Below are 18,519 nucleotides of genomic sequence, written 5' to 3'. Positions count from 1 at the left end.
TGGGGCGCCGCTCCCGCGTTCACGGGGTCGGCTGTCGGAGCCCGGCCACGAGGAGGGCGACGAGGCGGCGGGCGTCGTAGCGGGGGTCGCTCTCGGCGCCGATGCACAGGTTCCCGATGCCGCGCATGAGCTGGTACGCGTCGAGGTCGGTACGGATCTCGTCGGCGGCGACGGCGGCGTCGAGGAGCTGGGTGCACACCGGCACGAGCCGCTCCAGGAAGTACGCGTGCAGGGCCTCGAAGCCGGGCCCGTCGCCCTGCATGGCGGCGGCCAGGCCGTGCTTGGTGACCAGGAAGTCCACGAACAGATCGACCCACCGTGTCAGGGCGGCATACGGCGTCGGGCCGCTCGCGAGCAGCCCGGGCCCGGCCTCGGCGCAGGCGTCGACCTGGTGGCGGTAGACGGCGATGACGAGGTCGGCGCGGGTGGGAAAGTGCCGGTAGATGGTCCCCATGCCGACCCCGGCCCGGGCCGCGATGTCCCGCACGGGCGCGTCGACGCCCGAGGCGACGAAGGCCGCGGCCGCCGCCTCCAGCAGCGTCTGCTGGTTGCGCCGCGCGTCCTTGCGCTGGGACCTGGCCGAACTCCCCGGCGCCAGGCCCTGGCCGTCGTCGCTCACCGCGGGCTCCTTCCGTCGACCGGCCGCACGAAGCGGAATGATGTTCCGTATCGCCCATGATGGCAGATCCGGGGCGGGAATCCGTCCCCCCGGGGCGGACGGCCGCCACCGTCCGGTGTCCCGTCGGTGGTGTTCGCCTGGCGGACGTTCACCACCGCGTCCGAATCGGGTCTTCTCTCCGTCACCCGGCCTCACTACCGTCCCCGGGGTACCACCCAATGGCTCGAAGGCGAACCATTGGGAGCCGTCGACTGGAGGTCGGTCTTGTCCCCCGAGAAGTCCCGGATGTCCCGCCGCAAGGTGCTCGCCCTGGGCGGAGGCGCGCTCGGCGCCGCTGCGGCGGGCTCGCTGCTTCCGCCGTCGCTCCAGCAGGCGATCGCCGCGGGGCCGCCGGCCGGGGGCATGTCCGCCGTGCGGCACGTGGTGATCCTCATGCAGGAGAACCGTTCCTTCGATCACTACTTCGGCACCCTCCGCGGTGTCCGCGGCTTCGGCGACCGCAACGCGATCGAACTGCCCTCCGGCAAGCCCGTCTTCGAGCAGCCCGCCGCCCTCGGCCGGACCGTGCTGCCGTTCCCGATCCGCGGCGCCGCCGAGACGCAGGCCAAGGACCTCCAGTACATCGGCGACCTCGACCACTCCTGGAGCGGCGGCGCCAAGGCCTGGCACGAGGGCTGGATGGACGGCTGGGTCTCCGCCAAGACCGCCGCGACCATGGCCTACTACGACCGCCAGGACATCCCGCTCCACTACGAGCTGGCCGACACCTTCACCATCTGCGACGCGTACCACTCGTCCACCCACACCTCCACCAGCCCCAACCGCAACCACCTGTGGTCCGGCTGGACCGGTTACGAGGCCGACGGCAGCCGCGCCGTCACCAACGCCGCGTACGCCGAGGGCACCCACCCCGGCTACTCCTGGCCCACCTACGCCGAGCGCCTCGAAGCGGCCGGGCGGAGCTGGAAGACGTACACGGAGTGGGAGAACTTCACCGACAACAACATCGAGTTCTTCACCTCCTTCAAGAAGATCGCCCGCAAGGCCCTCGCCCCCACCGGCGGGCACACCTTCATGGAGTCCTTCTACGCCGCCGTCCGGGACACGCAGGACATGGCCGAGCGGGCCAGGCTGCTCGCCGCCCTGGAGGACGGCGTCGCCACGCTCACGGCGGCGGAGCGCTCGCTCTTCGAGCGCGGGCTCCGCCGGGTCGAGAGCGGGACGCTCGCCGACGCCTTCCGCGCCGATGTCGCCGCCGGGACGCTGCCGGAGGTCTCGTACCTCGTGCCGTCCGCGATCGACTCCGAGCACCCCGGCTCCTCCTCGCCGATCGCCTCCGCCTCGCTCGTCTACAAGGTCCTCGACGCCCTCGGCTCGCACCCGGACGTCTGGCGCCACACCGTCCTGCTGATCAACTACGACGAGAACGACGGCTTCTTCGACCACGTGCCGCCGCCCGTCCCGCCGGCCGACAACACCGACGAACGGTGGAAGGGGCTGCCCACCGGCCTCGGCATCCGCGTCCCCATGCTCGTCGTATCGCCCTGGTCGCTCGGCGGCTACGTCTGCTCCGAGACCTTCGACCACACCTCGGTGATCCGCTTCCTGGAGAAGCTCACCGGCATCAAGGAGCCCAACATCACCCCGTGGCGGCGGGCCGTCGCCGGCGACCTGACCTCCGCCTTCGACTTCCGGCGTGCCCACCGGCAGCCCGACGTCGCCGAGCCCGGCCCGATCCCGCCGTTCTCGGGCCGCTGGCGTCCGCAGCCCCCGGCGGTCCAGAAGATGCCGGTACAGGAGCCGGGCAGCCGCCCCGCGCGACCGCTGCCGTACCAGCCGGACGCCGAGGCGCGGGTCGGCGCGGGCGGGATCACCGTCGACCTGAAGAACACCGGCAAGGGATCGGCCCACTTCGCGCTGTACCCGTACGCCGGTGAGTTCACGGCCCCCCAGCACCGCGATGTAAGGGGCACGGCACAGTGGGCGGTACCCCTTACGCGTGATCATTACCGGTTCACGATCACCGGCCCGAACGGCTTCCGCCGCGAGTTCGAGGGCCCGGCGGCGGGCGGCGCCGAGCTGGCCTCGCACATCGATCATCACGACCGCGACCTGCATCTCACCGTCCGGAACACCGGCACCGCGCCCGTCTCCTTCACGGTCCGCCCGGTCGGCTACGTGGACCGCGAAGACCTCGGCGACCTGCGGGACTGGACCCGCACGGTCACCGTGAAGCCCGGCCGCAGCCGTACCCTCGTGCACTCGGCCGCCGACGCGCACGGCTGGTACGACGTCGAGGTGACCGCCCCGGGCGGCTTCCGTCGACGGCTCATGGGGCACATCGAGAACGGGCGGGCCAGCGTCTCCGGCTGATGTCTCCGGCCGAGGTCTCCGGCCGAGATCCCTCTCTCCACGGCGTCCGCGCGGGGCCCGGGCCGAAAGGCCCGAGCTTCCGCGCGGCGCTGTGAGTATCGACACGAATGGGGCAATTGATCTCTTTGGGCTGCGACAGTGGGCTCAAGTAGGTCATGCGTTCTTTTTCGGGCTGTTCCCCGGTAAAGATCCACGAACCACCACCAGGGAGCACGTCCTTTGGCAGCCATCGCACGGTGGTGCATCAAGCACCGCCTCGTCGCCGTCCTGCTCTGGCTCGTCGCGCTCGGCGGCGTCGTCGCCGGAGCGTCGGTCGCGGGCACCGCGTACTCCAACGACTACGAGGTCCCCGGCACCGAGTCCGGCCGCGCCACCGCCCTCCTCGAGAAGGGCTTCCCCGGCAGCGGCGGCGACAGCAACACCATCGTGTGGCACACCGACAAGGGCAGCGTCCGGGCCGCCGGCGTCGAGCAGCGCATGACCGAGATGCTCGACGAGGTCGCCGAACTCCCCGGCATCGCCTCCGTGACCTCCCCGTACGGCCCCGGGCCCGCCGCCCAGGCGCAGATCAGCGAGGACGGGCACACCGCCTACGCGGCCGTCACCTTCCACGAGCAGGCCGACGACATCCCGAAGTCCCAGGCCCAGGCCCTGGTCGACACGGCACGCTCCGCCGGGAGCCAGGACGTCCAGGTCGAGCTCGGCGGCAGCGCCGTCGCCCTCACGGAGGCCTCGGGCGGCCATGTCGCCGAGGCCGTCGGCGTCGTCGTCGCGGCCGTCGTCCTCTTCCTGGCCTTCGGCTCGCTCGCGGCCTCCGCCCTCCCCATCGCCACCGCGCTCGTCAGCGTCGGCATCGCGTACTCCGGGATCGTGCTCCTCGGCCATGTGATGACCGTCGCCGACTTCGCCCCGATGCTCGGCATGCTCATCGGCCTCGGCGTCGGCATCGACTACGCGCTCTTCATCGTGACCCGCCACCGCAAGGGCCTCAAACGCGGGCTCTCGGTCCCCGAATCCGCCGAGATCGCCGTCGCCACCACGGGCCGCGCCGTGGTCTTCGCCGGGGCGACCGTCTGCATCGCCCTCCTCGGCATGCTGATCCTGCGCCTCAGCTTCCTCAACGGCGTCGCCATCGCCGCCTCCCTGACCGTCGTCCTGACGGTCGCCGCCTCGGTCACCCTGCTGCCCGCCCTGCTCTCCCTCATCGGCATGCGGGCGCTGTCCCGCCGCGAGCGCCGTCACCTGGCCGAGCACGGGCCGCAGCCGGAGCTGCCGACCGGCTTCGCCGCCCGCTGGTCCGCCTTCGTGGAGCGCCACCCCAAGCTGCTCGGCGCGGTCGCCGCCGTCGTCATGGCCGTCCTCGCGCTGCCGACGCTCTCGCTCCACCTCGGCACCTCCGACCAGGGCAACGGTCCGGCCACGGCCACCACCCGGCAGGCCTACGACCTGCTCGCTCGTGGGGGTACCTCCCAGGCCGAAGGCTCTGGGGGAGGTTTCGGGCCCGGGGTCAACGGGCCGCTCACCCTCGTCGCCCAGATCGACGGCGCCGACGACCGCGTCGCCCTCGGCGAGCTGCCGGCGGCCCTCGCCGCCACCAAGGGCGTCGAGTCGGTCTCCCCGGTCACGTACAACAGCGCGGGCGACACCGCGGTCCTCACCGTCGTACCGGACTCCTCGCCGCAGTCGAAGGCCACCAGCGAGCTGGTCGACCGGCTGCGGGCGGACGTGCTGCCCACGGCCGAGCGCGGTACGTCGCTCGACGTACACGTGGGAGGCGTCACCGCCTCGTACGACGACTTCGCCGAGATCATCGTCGGCAAGCTGCCGCTCTTCGTGGGCGTCGTCATCGCGCTCGGCTGTCTGCTGCTGCTCGTCGCCTTCCGGTCGATCGGCATCCCGCTGAAGGCCGCCCTGATGAACGTGATGGCGGTCGCCTCGGCCTTCGGGATCGTCGTCGCGATCTTCCAGTGGGGCTGGGGGAGCGAACTCCTCGGCCTCGGCAGCGCGGGCCCGATCGAGCCCTTCCTGCCGGTGATCATGGTGTCGGTGCTCTTCGGGCTCTCCATGGACTACCAGGTCTTCCTGGTCAGCCGGATGTACGAGGAGTGGCTGGAGACCGGCGACAACCGGCGGGCGGTCCGGGTCGGGCTCGCCGAGACCAGCCGCGTGATCAACTCGGCGGCGGTCATCATGATCTCCGTCTTCCTCGCCTTCGTGCTCTCCGGCGACCGGGTCGTCGCGATGTTCGGCATCGCGCTCGCGGCGGCCGTGGCCCTGGACGCCTTCGTCCTGCGGACCCTGCTCGTACCGGCTCTCATGCACATGCTCGGCGGCGCCAACTGGTGGCTCCCGCGCTGGCTCGACCGCCGCATGCCCCGCATCAGCATCGAACCGCCCGAGTCCAGGGCCGCCGCCGACGCCCGGGACGCGGAGGCGGGCGCGGCCGCGGGTGCCGGTGCCGGTGCGGGGATACCCGCTCAGCGCGTGACGGTGGACGAGAAGGCGTCGTAGGACGCCGCGAGGCACATGGGTCACCAGGTCGTTAAGACGCTTCTCATACGCGGCACCTAGCGTGCGACGCATGACTATCAAGACGGAGAAGACGCCCACCGAGCCCACTGAGGCCAATGACGCGGTCGAGCCGGTGGAGGACCTGGTCGAGGAGCCGGAGGAGAAGCTCGACGCGACCGACGAGACCGACGACCTCGACGAGATCGAGGAGGCTCCGGCCGCCCCCGTCGGTGACGGGGCCGGGGTCGGTGCGGGCGCCGCCGCCGTCGTGTCCACCGGGCTCGGGCTCGCCGCCCTCACCGGCACCTGGGTGGGCAAGGTCAGCAGCGAGCGCGAGACGCTGATCGGCCAGATCAAGGCCCAGGGCGGCACCGCCGCCCAGCAGATCAACGAGATCTACGCCGACGCCTGGCACACCACCGCCTTCGTCAACGGGGTCTTCGCCTTCCTCGCGCTCGTCGTCGCCGTGCTCGTCCTCACCCGCCCCCAGCGGCCCGCGTGGGTCGGCGCGGTGGCCGTCGCCGGCGCCGTCCTGGGCGCGCTCGGCATGTTCCTGTCGGCGGGGATGTACTTCGACCTGTTCCTGAGTCTCCCGACCGCGTCCTAGGCACCCGCCTCAGGCACCCTAAGGCGCCCTGAGGCCCGCCTAAGGCCTCCCGTACCCCGAACATGCGGCACTCGCCCGATGTGGCCGTACCCCCTGGGCCGCGAGAGTAGAGGCATCGCAAGAAGCGATACCGACACCAGGGGAGAACGAGATGTTCGCGTACGAACTGAACCGCCAGCACCACTCCGAGCTCGTCCGTGAGGCCGCCGCCCAGCGCCTGGTCCGCCAGGCCGTCACGGCGCGGCGGGCCGCGAAGGCCGCCGCCCGGTCCGGCGACCAAGAAACCGAGGGGCGGGTGGGAGAGGCGCGGGACCGCTTCGCCCGGGCCGCGTGACCCTTGTGGGCGCGACTCCGGACGGCTGTGCGATGCTCGGCGCCGTGGAGACCAGGTCAGTCAGTCCCGTGTTCGTCGGCAGGGCCGGTGAGATCGCCGCCCTGACCGACGCCCTCGTCCGCGCCACCGACGGCGAGCCCCAGGCCCTGCTCGTCGGCGGCGAGGCGGGCGTCGGCAAGACGCGGCTCATCGAGGAGTTCGTGGCGGCGGCCTGCGACCGCGGCGCGTACGTCGCCGTCGGAGGCTGTGTCGAGGTCGGCGCGGACGGACTGCCGTTCGCGCCCTTCTCCACGGCCCTGCGGTCGCTCAGCCGCCGGCTCCCGGACGAACTGGCCGCCGCGGCGGCCGGCCAGGAGGGCGAACTCGCCCGGCTCCTGCCCGAACTGGGCGACGTCGGCAGCCACGAGCCGTCGCACGAGGACTCCACCGCCCGCCTCTTCGAGCTGACCGCACGGCTCCTGGAGCGCCTCGCCGGCGACCGGACGGTCGTGCTCGTCCTGGAGGACCTGCACTGGGCCGACGCGTCCACCCGGCACCTCCTCTCCTACCTCCTGCGCACCCTGCGCCGGGGCCGGATCGTCGTCGTCGCCACCTACCGCTCCGACGACATCCACCGCCGCCACCCGATGCGCCCCCTACTGGCCGAGCTGGACCGGCTGCGGACCATCCGCCGCATCGAACTCGCCCGCTTCACCCGCGCCGAGGTGCGCCGCCAGCTCACCGGCATCCTCGCCGCCGAACCGGACGCGGGGCTCGTCGACGAGGTCTTCGACCGCTCCGACGGCAACGCCTTCTTCGTCGAGGAGCTGGTCGTCTCCCACGAGGCCGGCTGCGCCGTGGGCTCCCTCAGCGACTCCCTGCGCGACCTGCTTCTGGTCCGGGTCGAGGCGCTGCCCGAGGACGCCCAGCGGGTGGTCCGGATCGTCGCCGAGGGCGGCTCCACCGTCGAGTACGCGCTCCTCGCCGCCGTCGCCCGGCTCTCCGAGGACGACCTGATCGAGGCGCTCAGGGCCGCCGTCGGCGCCAACATCCTGCTCGCCGTCCCCGACGGCGACGGCTACCGCTTCCGGCACTCCCTGGTCCGCGAGGCCGTCAGCGACGACCTGCTGCCCGGCGAACGCTCCCGGCTCAACCGGCGCTACGCCGAGGCCCTGGAGGCCGACCCCACGCTCGTCCGCGCCGACGAGCGCGTGACCAGGACCGCCACCTACTGGTACCACGCCCACGACTCCGCCAAGGCGCTGCCCGCCGTGCTCCGCGCCTCCGTGGAGACCCGCAAGCGCTACGCCCACGCCGAGCAACTGAGCCTCCTCGAACGGGCCATGGAACTCTGGGACGAGGTCCCCGCCGCGGTCCGCGACGCCCTGCGGCCCATCGACTACGTCGAGGCCTACCCCGCGTGCGGCTGCGACCCGGCGACCACCCCGCTGCGCTATCTCGACCTGCTCGCCGAGGCCGCCATCGCCGCCCGCTTCGCCGGGGAACGCGAACGCGCCCTGAAGATCGGCAAGATGGCGCTGCGGCTGCTCGACTCCGCCGAGGAGGGCGGCGAGACCGACCCGCTCCGGGCCGCCTGGTTCTGGTGCGAGCGCTCCCGCATCGTCTCCGGACTCGGCCGCTCCGACGGCTGGGCCGAGATCGCGAAGGCCCAGGAACTCGTCAAAGGCCTCCCGCCGTCCGCCGTCCACGCCCGCGTCCTGGTCGTGGCCGCCGGCTGGGGCATGTTGCACAAGCCCGGCCCGGAGAGCCTCGCCGCCGCCGAACGGGCCGTGGAGTACGCCCGTCTCGTGAACAACGAGCCCATCGAACTCGGCGCCCGGCTCACCCTCGGCACCCTCCAGGTCAGCGCGGGGGACCGCGAGGCCGGGCTGGCCAGCATGTACGAGACGCTCGCCCGCTGCCGCGCCCTCGGCCTCCATCACGAGTGCTCCCGCGCCCACGTCAACCTCTCCCACGTCCTGGAGAACCTCGGCCGCTCCCGGGAGGCCGTCGACGTCGCCGAGGAGGGCCTCCGCATGGCCCGCGCCCATGGGCTCCTCGACAGCCAGGGCTGGATCCGCGCCAACCAGGCCGAGTCCCAGCTCTCCCTGGGCCTCTGGGACGAGGCGCAGCGCAACTGCGAGTGGCTGGAGCACTCCGGGACCAGCTCCAAGCCGCTCGGCTCCACCGCCCTCCGCCTCGCCCAACTCGCCGTCGCCCGCGGCGAACTCACCGCGGCCGCCACCCACCTCGCACGGGCCCGGGAGCACTTCGGCGAGGCCGACCCGATGCCCCAGTACGTCATCCCGAGCCGCCAGGTCGAGCTGAGCCTGGCCGCCGCCGGTGGCCGGATCCACGAGGTACGGACGGTGCTCGCCGACGCCGTCGAGACCGGCTTCCCGCCCGGTACCCATCGCGAGGCCTGGCCGCTGCTCCTGAGCGCCGCCACCGCCGAGGCGGACGCCCTCGGCCTGCCCGCCGCCGAGGAGGGCCGCGCGGAGTCGCTCGCCCTGCTCCGCCGCGCCGCCCGGCAGCTGCCGACCCCGGCACCGATCTGGGAGGCGTACGCCCACCACACCTCGGCCGAGCTGGACCGCGCCGAGGGCCGCCACCCGGTCGACCGCTGGACCGAGACCGTCGCCGGCTACGAGTCCCTGGAGCGCCCCTACGTCCTGGCCCTCGCCCGGCACCGCCTCGCCGACGCCCTCCTGGCCGAGGGCGGCCGCCGCGAGGAGGCCGCGGCACTGCTCCGCGAGGCCCACGCCACGGCCGTCCGCCTCGGCGCGCAACCGCTCCGTGAGGACGTCGAACTCCTCGCCGCCCGCGCCCGCCTCCCGCTGACCGCCCCGGACAGCGCACCGGAGCAGGAGCCGGGCGACGACGCCTTCGGCCTGACCCCCCGGGAACAGGACGTCCTGCGCCTGGTCGCCGCCGGCCGCACCAACCGCCAGATCGCCGAGGAACTCTTCATCTCACCGAAGACCGCGAGCGTCCACGTCTCCAACATCCTGGCCAAGCTCGGCGTCTCCGGCCGGGGCGAGGCCGCCGCGCTCGCCCACCGCCTCCGCCTCCTGGAGCCGGCCCCGGCCCCCTAGGGCGCCCGCCTACGGGGTCTCGTCGTCGCCCCCGTCACCACTGCCGCCCCCGTCGTCGTCGCCGTCCTCGTCGCGGACGGTGACGGGGTTCGGCAGCCGTATCAGCACGGCACCGGAGTTGAGGTCGATCGGTCCTCGCGCGGGGTCGGCGTCCCCCGGGTCCTCCCGGGTCAGCTCCAGCCGCTGCCGCTCGTCCTCGGTGTGCTGACGGCCGGGCGCGAACAGCTCTTCCATCATGTTGAACATCGTCTCCGCCTCCTACTTCACCTCCAACCGGAGGATCTTGTCGTCGCCGGACCCGGGCGTCCCCCGGGTGTCCGTCTCGCTCGTCGTCAGCCAGAGCCGACCGTCGCCCGCCGCCAGGACCGTGCGCAGCCGGCCGTACTCCTCCACGAGGAACGCCTGGGGGTCCCCGGAGCGTTCCGCTCCGGACACCGGGATCCGCCACAGGCGCTCGCCGCGCAGCCCCGCCATCCAGATCGCGCCCTCGGCGTACGCGATCCCGCTCGGCGAAGCCTCGTCCGTTCTCCACTGGGCGACCGGGTCGACGAAATCGGCGACGTTCGCCACGCCCTCGACCTTCGGCCAGCCGTAGTTCTTCCCCGCCTCGATGAGGTTCAGCTCGTCCCAGGTGTTCTGGCCGAACTCCGCCGCCCACAGCCGCCCGTCCCCGTCCCAGGCCAGGCCCTGCACATTGCGGTGACCGAGCGAATAGACCACCGAGCCGGGGAACGGATTGCCCGGCGCCGGCCTGCCCTCGGGCGTCATGCGCAGGATCTTGCCGCCCAGCGATCCGGGGCTCTGCGCGAGCCCCGTCTCCCCGCGCTCACCGGTCCCCGCGTACAGCATCCCGTCCGGGCCGAACGCGATCCGGCCGCCGTTGTGCACGGTCCCCTTCGGGATGCCCGAGAGGACCACCTCGGGAGCGCCGAGCCGGTCCCCGGCCCCGCCTCCGTACGGCATGCGGACGATGCGGTTGTCCGACTCGGCCGTGAAGTACGCGTACACCATGCCGTCCCGCACGGCCAGGCCGAGCAGCCCGCCCTCACCGCCGGGAACCACCCCCGGCACCTCACCGAGCGGCGTCTTTCTCCCGGTCTCCGCGTCGACCCGGGTGATCGTGCGCTCGTCGCGCGAGGCGACGAGCAGGTCACCGTCCGGCAGCGCGGCCACGCCCCACGGCGACTCCAGGTCCTCGGTCAGCGTCCCGGCGACGCGCACGGAGCCCGCCGCGGCCGGCGACCCCGACACGGTCCCGGACGGGGCCCCGGACGCAGACGCGGACACCGAAGGGGAGCCGGGGGAGGCGGCCCCGTCCCCTTCTCCGCCCGACCCGCACCCGGTCAGCAGCCCCAGCACGGCGGCGACTCCCACGACCCCCACGGCACTCACAGAAGCTCGGCCCACGGTCCCGATCCCTTCGAACGGCGATCACTACCCTTGATACACCGCTCGGCCCGATCAGGTTCCCACCCGCCGGATTCCCACCCGCGGGATTCCCGCCCGCCGGATGCCCGCACGCCGGATTCCCGCCCGCGCGGGCCCGCCCGTCAGTCCCAGGAACCGCGCGGTCGCGGCAGCCCGGCGATCTCGGCCAGATCCCCGGCCGTGAGGACCAGCTCCGCCGCCCCCGCGTTCTCCACCGCCCAGCGCTCCCGCTTGGCGCCCGGGATCGGCACCACGTGCGGCCCCTGCGCCAGCGCCCATGCCAGCGCGACCTGCGCCGGAGTCACGTCCTCCCCGTGCCGCGCGGCCACCCGCCGCAACCCCGCCACCAGCGGCTGGTTCGCGGCCATCATCTCGGCCGTGAACCGAGGGTGCCGGGCCCGCGGGTCGTCCGGCTCGAAACCGCCGCCCGGCGTCAGCGTCCCGGTCAGGAACCCGTTCCCCAGCGGCATCGCGGCCAGGAACCCGACCCCGCGCGCCTCGCACCAGGGCAGCAGCCGCGCCATGGCCTCCCGCGACCACACGGACAGCTCGGCCTCCACCGCGCTCACCGGGAACACCTGCTGGACCCGCTCCAGCTGCCGGATCGTTCCCTCGAACACGTCTGCCACCGTCCCGCGCCGCGCCGCGCGCGCCCCGACGGCGCAGAACCCCAGCGCCCGCACCTTGCCCGCGGACACCAGCTCGGCCATCGCGCCCCAGGTCTCCTCGACCGGCACCTCCGGGTCCGCCCGGTGCAGCTGGTAGAGATCGATCACGTCCGTCTGCAGCCGCCGCAGCGAGGCGTCGCAGGCACGGCGGACGTATCCGGGCCGCCCGTTGGCCACGATGTGCTGATCGCCCACCAGCAGGCCGCACTTGGTCGACACGAACGCCTCCGCCCGGCGCTCCTTCAACGCCCGCCCCACCAGCAGCTCGTTGGTGAACGGCCCGTACATGTCGGCGGTGTCCAGCAGGCTCACCCCGGCGTCCAGCGCCGCGTGCACCGTGCGCAGCGAGCGGTCCCCGCGCTGCTGCGAGCAGCTGTAGGCCCAGCTCATCGGCATACAGCCCAGGCCGACCGCGCCCACGTCGAGCGCCGTCGCCCCGATAGTCCTGCGCTCCACCTGCCGGTACCCCTCCCTGTGCCTCCCCCAAAGTAACCAATGGCGGCCGGGATTCTTCGCATAGCCTCCCGGTCATGACACTCGATGAGACGACCGCTGACGTGTGGCTTCCGATTCCCGCGGACGAGATCGAAGGGCTTCCCGACCCGGGCGCGTCGGGCCTGAACTACCGCTTCTGGGACGGTGGTCCCGACTTCCCCGCCGATCCGGCGCGGTGCGCCTTCTACGTGGTGCCGTACATGAAGGGCATGGAGATCGCCGTCCGGCCGCTCGCCGCGATGAGTTCGGTCCGTGTCGTCCAGACCCTTTCGGCGGGAACGGACCATGTGACGCCCGGAATCGGCGCGCTGGGCGCGGGGGTCGACCTGTGCAACGCCAAGGGCGTCCACGAGGCCAGCACCGCCGAACTCACCCTCGCCCTGATCCTCGCCTCGCTGCGCGGCATCCCCGGTTTCGTGCGCGGCCAGGAGAAGGAGGAGTGGCGGGCCGGTTTCTACCCCGCGCTCGCGGACAAGTCCGTGCTGATCGTGGGGTACGGATCCATCGGCGCCGCCATCGAGGACCGGCTCGCTCCGTTCGAGTGCGCGCGGGTGGTGCGCGTCGCGCGCTCCGCCCGCACAACGGAGCGCGGTCCCGTCCACCCTCTGACGGAGCTGCCGGCCCTGCTGCCGCAGGCCGACGTGGTGGTGCTCTCCACTCCGCTCACGCCGGAGACCAGGCATCTCGCCGACGCGGGCTTCCTCGCCCGGATGAAGGACGACGCCCTTCTGGTGAACGTCGCCCGGGGTCCCGTGGTGGACACCGCCGCGCTGCTCAAGGAGGTCGAGTCCGGCCGGATCACCGCCGCGCTGGACGTGACCGACCCCGAACCCCTGCCGCCGGGTCACCCGTTGTGGCACGCTCCCGGTGTTCTGGTGAGCCCCCATGTCGGCGGTTCCACATCGGCGTTCATGCCGCGGGCCAAGCGGCTGATCGCCGCCCAGCTCACCCGCTTCGTGGCGGGGGAGCGACCGGCCAACGTGGTGCTGACCACCTGACCAGGCGCCCGGGCCTGCGCGCCCCCTCGGTGCGCCTCTCGCGAGCCCCTGGGCCGTCACGGAGAGTACAGCAACCCTGTCCCTGAGTGACGGTCCTGGTGTATCGTCCCGAAGTGGGGGGCTGCGTCGAGTACGAGCTGACGCCGGGGAGCGAAGTGACGGGTCATCAGATTCCGAGGGGGGCGACGGGTGATGTACGGCCGATGGACCGACGATCCGACGCGGCGGCGCCGCCGTCGACGACCCTCGCCCGCGACGACGGCACCGGGCAGCCCTCGCACGGCGGCCACCTCCGAGGGCCGGGCGGGACCACCGCCCTGCCCGCCCAGACCGACCGGCGCAGCGCCGACACGGTCCCGGGCGCCGATCGCGTTACCGTGCCCTCGCGTGCCGACGCCCACGGAAGGCCGGCGGGGGCGATGACCGCCCCCGGTGCGCTGATCGAGCGCGGGCGCGTCACGGGCGCGCGCGGAGCCGCCGCCGGACCGGGGCGGGCCCGGCCGGGACCCGTGCGCTCCGGGTGCCCCGTGATCCTCACCCAGGTCGTCCTCGGACTCATCTGCGCGGGGTACGCGACCGGCGCCGCACTCGGCTGGGGCTCCGAGCGACTCGCCCTGATCATGGGCGACTTCGGCCTCAGCGCCGCCGCCCTGGCCGCCGCCGTCTCCTGCTTCCTCTACGCGCGCGTGCACGAGAGCCGCTTCCGCCCCGCCTGGCTGCTCTTCGCCTTCTCCTCGGGGATGGCCGCCGCCGGGAACGCAGTCTGGGGGTGGTACGAAGTCGTGCTCCGCCAGGAGGTGCCCAGTCCCTCCTTCGCCGACGTCTTCTTCCTGCTCTTCGCGCCGCCCGCGATCGTCGGCCTGCTCGTCCTCGCCAAGAAGCCCGTCACCCGGGCCGGTTGGGTCTGCCTCGTGCTCGACGCCTGGCTCATCGGCGGCTCGCTGCTCACCCTCTCCTGGAGCCTCGCCCTCGCGCACACCGCCCACTTCGAGGGCGAGAGCGTCGCCAGGGCCGCGCTCACCCTCGCCTACCCGCTGCTCGACATCGTTCTCGTCAGCATGGTCCTGGCCCTGCACTTCCGCCGCTCGCACCTGAACCGGTCGGCGATCAACACCGCCATCGCCGCCCTTGCGCTCACCGTGCTGTGCGACGCGCTCTTCACCTCCCCGCTGCTCCGCGCGAACTACACCTCCGGCCAACTCCTCGACGCCGGCTGGTTCGCGGGCTCGCTGCTGCTCGCGTACGCCCCCTGGGGGGCGAGTCGCACCTCGCCCGCCCCCGGCTCCGCGGCGGCGCGCGCACAGCGCCACCACAGCCGCCCGATCGCGGGCTCGCTGGCCGCCCTCACCCCGTATCTCGCCGCCGCGGTCTGCACCCTCGGCATCCTGTACAACGTCGTCGAGGGACGCAGAGTGGACCGCGTCGTCGTCCTCACCGGCTGCACGGTCGTGCTCGCCCTGGTCGTCCGCCAGGGCATCATGCTCCTCGACAACATCGCCCTCACCCATGAACTGGCCCAGCAGGAGAACCACTTCAGGTCCCTCGTGCAGGGCTCCAGCGATGTGATCATGATCGCCGCGCCGACCGGCATACTCCGGTACGTCAGCCCCGCCGCGTCCGGGGTCTACGGCCGGGAGGCCGAGGACCTGATCGGCGAGGAACTCGCCTCGCTCATCCATCCCGAGGACCTCGGCGGGGTCGTCCACGAGGTCCGGCGCTTTCTCGCCACTCCTCCCTCGGAGGAGCCGACCACCCGGATCGAGTGCCGTTTCCGCTCCGGCCGCGGCGACTGGCTCAACGTCGAGTCGACGGTCAACCGCCACCAGGGCGGGCTGATCTTCAACAGCCGGGACGTCACCGAACGGGTCCGCCTCCAGGCCCAGTTGCAGCACAACGCGGAGCACGACCCGCTCACCGACCTGCCCAACCGCTCGCTGTTCACCCGGCGCGTCCGCAAGGCGCTCGCGGGCCGCCGCGCCTCCGACCCCGGCACCGCCGTGCTCTTCATCGACCTCGACGGCTTCAAGGGCGTCAACGACCGCCTCGGCCACCAGGCCGGTGACGAGCTGCTCGTCCAGGCCGCCCGCCGCCTCCAGGACTCCGTGCGCGCCGGCGACACCGCCGCCCGGCTCGGCGGTGACGAGTTCGCCGCGCTCATCCTCGGCGACGGCTCACGGGACCGCGTGGCCCGCGAGTGCCAGGTCCACGAGATCGCCGACCGGCTGCGCCTCACGCTCTCCCAGCCGTACCGCGTCGACGGAGGGAACGAGGTGCGGGTCGCCGCCTCCATCGGCGTCGCCTTCGCCGAGCCGGGCATCAGCGCCGGCGAGCTGCTGCGCAACGCCGACCTGGCCATGTACCGGGCCAAGGCCGCGGGCAAGGACCGGGTCGAGATGTACGCCCCGCAGATGCAGGCGGAGGTCGTACGCCGCACCGAACTGGCCACCCGGCTGCGCACCGCGCTCGACGACGGCGAGTTCGCCCTGCTCCACCAGCCCGTCGTGGACCTCGCCACCGGCCGGATCACCGCCGTCGCCGCCCAGGCACGCTGGCGCTCCGCGCAGGGCATCCTCTTCACCCCCGCCGAGTTCCTGCGGGTCGCCGACGACGGCGAGCGCATCGCCGAGCTCGGCCGCTGGCTCCTGGAGCACGCCGTCGAGCAGGCCGCCGAGCGGGCCGAGCTCGGCCACCGGACCCCGGTCTCCGTCCGGCTCCCCGCCCGCCGGCTGCTCGACCGCTCCCTGCCGCTCGGCTCCGTCGAGGCGCTGCTGACCCGCCACGGGCTCCCCTCGGGCTCTCTGATGATCGAGCTGGCCGACAGCGACCCCCGGGTCTCCTTCGACGACCTGGAGCAGCGTCTGGTGGCCCTGCGCCGGCTCGGCGTACGGATCGCCCTCGACGGCTTCGGCAGCGGCTACGCGGCGATCAACGCGCTCCGCCGCCTCCCCGTCGACGTACTGAAACTGGACAGAGGGCTCGTCGAGGGGGTGGTCGAATCCGCCCGTCTCCGTAAGATCACGAGCGGGCTGCTCCGTATCGCCTCGGACCTCGGGCTCCAGTCCGTGGCCGACGGCGTGGACGTCCCCGAGCAGGTCCTCGCCCTGCGTGCCATGGGGTGCACCCATGGCCAGGGCATGGCCTTCTCGGGCCCGCTCGACGAGTACCGGCTGCGCCGCGCGCTCGTCAGGGACGAGTACCCGCTCCCTGGTGGGGCGGCCGTTCCGGTCGGGGAGAGGCTCCCCGCGTCCCCCGATCCGCTCAAATAATGAGACGCCCGTCCCACCCACTTGACACTGGTAGTGGGTCGGGGGGAGGGTCAGTGCCATGCGCACCCGAATTCTCGTACTTGGAAAGCGCGTCGGCTGAAGCAGGGCCTGAAGGCCCGGCTTGAACGCACCCGACGCGCTCCCCTCGCTTGCCTGACGGCACGAGGGGTTTTTTGTTGCACCGGCTCACCCCAAACTCTGGCAAAACCCCCGCAAAGACCCTCTGCTTCGAGAAGAGAATGCTGATGACCGAGCAGGCCACCGGGCACCATCCGCAGCCGCGGACCCGTAACGGCGGACAGTCCGCCACCATCGTCGAGCACGTCACGGGTGCGCAGTCCCTCATCCGTTCTCTCGAGGAAGTAGGGGCCGACACCGTCTTCGGCATTCCGGGCGGCGCCATCCTGCCCGCGTACGACCCGATGATGGACTCGCAGAAGGTCCGCCACATCCTGGTCCGCCACGAGCAGGGCGCGGGCCACGCGGCCACCGGCTACGCCCAGGCCACCGGCAAGGTCGGCGTGTGCATGGCCACTTCGGGCCCGGGCGCCACCAACCTGGTCACCCCGATCGCCGACGCCCACATGGACTCCGTCCCGCTGGTCGCGATCACCGGTCAGGTCGCCTCGAAGGCCATCGGCACGGACGCCTTCCAGGAGGCGGACATCTGCGGCATCACGATGCCGATCACCAAGCACAACTTCCTGGTCACCAAGGCCGAGGACATCCCGCGGACGATCGCCGAGGCCTTCCACATCGCCTCTACCGGCCGCCCCGGCCCGGTCCTGGTCGACATCGCCAAGGACGCCCTGCAGGCCAAGACGGTCTTCAGCTGGCCGCCGCAGACCGACCTGCCCGGCTACCGCCCGGTGACCAAGCCGCACGCCAAGCAGATCCGCGAGGCCGCCAAGCTGATCGCCGCCGCCAAGCGGCCGGTCCTCTACGTCGGCGGCGGTGTCCTGAAGGCCGGCGCCACCGCCGAGCTGAAGGTCCTCGCCGAGCTCACCGGCGCCCCCGTCACCACCACCCTGATGGCGCTGGGCGCGTTCCCCGACAGCCACCCGCTGCACGTGGGAATGCCGGGCATGCACGGTGCGGTCACCGCCGTCACCGCGCTGCAGAAGGCCGACCTGATCGTCGCCCTCGGAGCCCGCTTCGACGACCGCGTCACCGGCAAGCTGGACAGCTTCGCGCCGTTCGCCAAGATCGTCCACGCCGACATCGACCCGGCCGAGATCGGCAAGAACCGCGCCGCCGACGTCCCGATCGTCGGTGACGCCCGCGAGGTCATCGCCGACCTGGTCCAGGCCGTCCAGGCCGAGGCCGCCGAGGGCAACAAGGGCGACTACACCGCCTGGTGGAGCGACCTGAACCGCTGGCGCGAGACCTACCCGCTCGGCTACGACCTGCCGGAGGACGGCAGCCTCTCGCCGCAGCAGGTCATCCAGCGCATCGGCCAGCTCGCCCCCGCCGACACCATCTACGCGGCCGGCGTCGGCCAGCACCAGATGTGGGCCGCCCACTTCATCGACTACGAGAAGCCGGCCACCTGGCTGAACTCCGGCGGCGCCGGAACCATGGGCTACGCGGTCCCGGCCGCCATGGGCGCCAAGGCAGGCCTGCCGGACCGCCCTGTCTGGGCGATCGACGGCGACGGCTGCTTCCAGATGACCAACCAGGAACTGGTCACCTGCGCGCTCAACAACATCCCGATCAAGGTCGCCATCATCAACAACGGCGCCCTCGGGATGGTCCGCCAGTGGCAGACCCTCTTCTACAACCAGCGCTACTCCTCCACCGTCCTGCACGCCGACGAGACGGGCCACGAGGCGACCGGCTCCCAGGTCGGCGCCAGCACGGCGCCCCGCAAGGGCACCCGTATCCCCGACTTCGTCAAGCTGTCGGAGGCCATGGGCTGTGTCGCGCTGCGCTGCGAGGACCCGGCCGACCTGGACAAGGTCATCGAAGAGGCCAACGCCATCAACGACCGCCCGGTCGTGATCGACTTCATCGTCCACGAGGACGCCCAGGTCTGGCCGATGGTCGCCGCCGGCACCTCCAACGACGAGGTCATGGCCGCCCGGGGCGTCCGCCCCGACTTCGGCGACAACGAAGACGACTGAGACCGAGAGCCGTAGGAAGAGGT

General features: G+C 72.6%; 11 protein-coding genes and 1 pseudogene. 8 read left to right on the top strand and 4 right to left on the bottom strand.

What is annotated here, in order from left to right; genetic code table 11:
- Window positions 1-19: 19 nt before the first annotated feature.
- Window positions 20-619 (bottom strand): TetR/AcrR family transcriptional regulator, encoded by a 600-nt coding sequence (locus AB0E14_RS02295; RefSeq protein ID WP_362410545.1) that lies wholly within the window; start codon window positions 617-619, stop codon window positions 20-22.
- Between the two features lie 285 nt (window positions 620-904).
- Between AB0E14_RS02295 and AB0E14_RS02290 the strand changes: the two genes are divergently transcribed.
- From AB0E14_RS02290 to AB0E14_RS02270, 5 genes are all read left to right on the top strand, one after another.
- A complete protein-coding gene (locus AB0E14_RS02290) occupies window positions 905-2,992 on the top strand; it encodes a phosphocholine-specific phospholipase C (protein WP_362410542.1) in 2,088 nt (695 codons plus the stop codon).
- Window positions 2,993-3,211: 219 nt separating this feature from the next.
- A complete protein-coding gene (locus tag AB0E14_RS02285; RefSeq protein ID WP_362410539.1) occupies window positions 3,212-5,503 on the top strand; it encodes an MMPL family transporter in 2,292 nt (763 codons plus the stop codon).
- Window positions 5,504-5,573: 70 nt separating this feature from the next.
- Entirely contained in the window at window positions 5,574-6,110 is a 537-nt protein-coding gene (locus tag AB0E14_RS02280; RefSeq protein ID WP_362410536.1) for a hypothetical protein, read from the top strand.
- Window positions 6,111-6,261: 151 nt separating this feature from the next.
- On the top strand, window positions 6,262-6,444 hold the full coding sequence (locus tag AB0E14_RS02275; protein ID WP_362410533.1) for a hypothetical protein: 183 nt from the start codon (window positions 6,262-6,264) through the stop codon (window positions 6,442-6,444).
- Between the two features lie 32 nt (window positions 6,445-6,476).
- Window positions 6,477-9,518 (top strand): AAA family ATPase, encoded by a 3,042-nt coding sequence (locus AB0E14_RS02270; protein WP_362410844.1) that lies wholly within the window; start codon window positions 6,477-6,479, stop codon window positions 9,516-9,518.
- A gap of 9 nt (window positions 9,519-9,527) precedes the next feature.
- Here AB0E14_RS02270 and AB0E14_RS02265 read toward each other — a convergent pair whose 3' ends face one another.
- The 3 genes from AB0E14_RS02265 to AB0E14_RS02255 form a co-directional block, all read right to left on the bottom strand.
- Window positions 9,528-9,764 carry a DUF6191 domain-containing protein gene (locus tag AB0E14_RS02265; protein WP_362410530.1) on the bottom strand — a complete coding sequence of 79 codons (237 nt, stop codon included), beginning with the start codon at window positions 9,762-9,764 and terminating at the stop codon, window positions 9,528-9,530.
- Between the two features lie 12 nt (window positions 9,765-9,776).
- Window positions 9,777-10,874 (bottom strand): PQQ-dependent sugar dehydrogenase, encoded by a 1,098-nt coding sequence (locus tag AB0E14_RS02260; protein ID WP_362410841.1) that lies wholly within the window; start codon window positions 10,872-10,874, stop codon window positions 9,777-9,779.
- A gap of 194 nt (window positions 10,875-11,068) precedes the next feature.
- Window positions 11,069-12,070 carry an aldo/keto reductase gene (locus AB0E14_RS02255; RefSeq protein ID WP_362410527.1) on the bottom strand — a complete coding sequence of 334 codons (1,002 nt, stop codon included), beginning with the start codon at window positions 12,068-12,070 and terminating at the stop codon, window positions 11,069-11,071.
- Between the two features lie 74 nt (window positions 12,071-12,144).
- Between AB0E14_RS02255 and AB0E14_RS02250 the strand changes: the two genes are divergently transcribed.
- The 3 genes and pseudogenes from AB0E14_RS02250 (at window position 12,145) to AB0E14_RS02240 (ending at window position 18,496) form a co-directional block, all read left to right on the top strand.
- A complete protein-coding gene (locus AB0E14_RS02250; RefSeq protein ID WP_362410524.1) occupies window positions 12,145-13,107 on the top strand; it encodes a 2-hydroxyacid dehydrogenase in 963 nt (320 codons plus the stop codon).
- A 419-nt stretch (window positions 13,108-13,526) separates the two neighbouring features.
- Window positions 13,527-16,398, top strand: a pseudogene (locus AB0E14_RS02245) (EAL domain-containing protein).
- Between the two features lie 220 nt (window positions 16,399-16,618).
- Complete coding sequence (locus AB0E14_RS02240; protein ID WP_362410521.1) at window positions 16,619-18,496, top strand: acetolactate synthase large subunit; 1,878 nt, start codon at window positions 16,619-16,621, stop codon at window positions 18,494-18,496.
- Window positions 18,497-18,519 lie beyond the last annotated feature (23 nt).

Source organism: Streptomyces sp. NPDC047981 (genome assembly GCF_040653315.1).
In the GTDB taxonomy this organism is placed as follows: Bacteria; Actinomycetota; Actinomycetes; order Streptomycetales; family Streptomycetaceae; genus Streptomyces.
Note: the sequence above shows the minus strand (reverse complement) of the source record. Positions and strands in the feature narration are given on the sequence as shown.

Excerpts from the sequence above, each read along its gene's own strand:
- AB0E14_RS02290 (WP_362410542.1), top strand. The coding sequence starts at position 905 with ATGTCCCGCCGCAAGGTGCTCGCCCTGGGCGGAGGCGCGCTCGGCGCC.
- AB0E14_RS02280 (WP_362410536.1), top strand. The coding sequence starts at position 5,574 with ATGACTATCAAGACGGAGAAGACGCCCACCGAGCCCACTGAGGCCAAT.
- AB0E14_RS02275 (WP_362410533.1), top strand. The coding sequence starts at position 6,262 with ATGTTCGCGTACGAACTGAACCGCCAGCACCACTCCGAGCTCGTCCGT.
- AB0E14_RS02270 (WP_362410844.1), top strand. The coding sequence starts at position 6,477 with ATGCTCGGCGCCGTGGAGACCAGGTCAGTCAGTCCCGTGTTCGTCGGC.
- AB0E14_RS02265 (WP_362410530.1), bottom strand. The coding sequence starts at position 9,764 with ATGTTCAACATGATGGAAGAGCTGTTCGCGCCCGGCCGTCAGCACACC.
- AB0E14_RS02250 (WP_362410524.1), top strand. The coding sequence starts at position 12,145 with ATGACACTCGATGAGACGACCGCTGACGTGTGGCTTCCGATTCCCGCG.
- AB0E14_RS02240 (WP_362410521.1), top strand. The coding sequence starts at position 16,619 with ATGACCGAGCAGGCCACCGGGCACCATCCGCAGCCGCGGACCCGTAAC.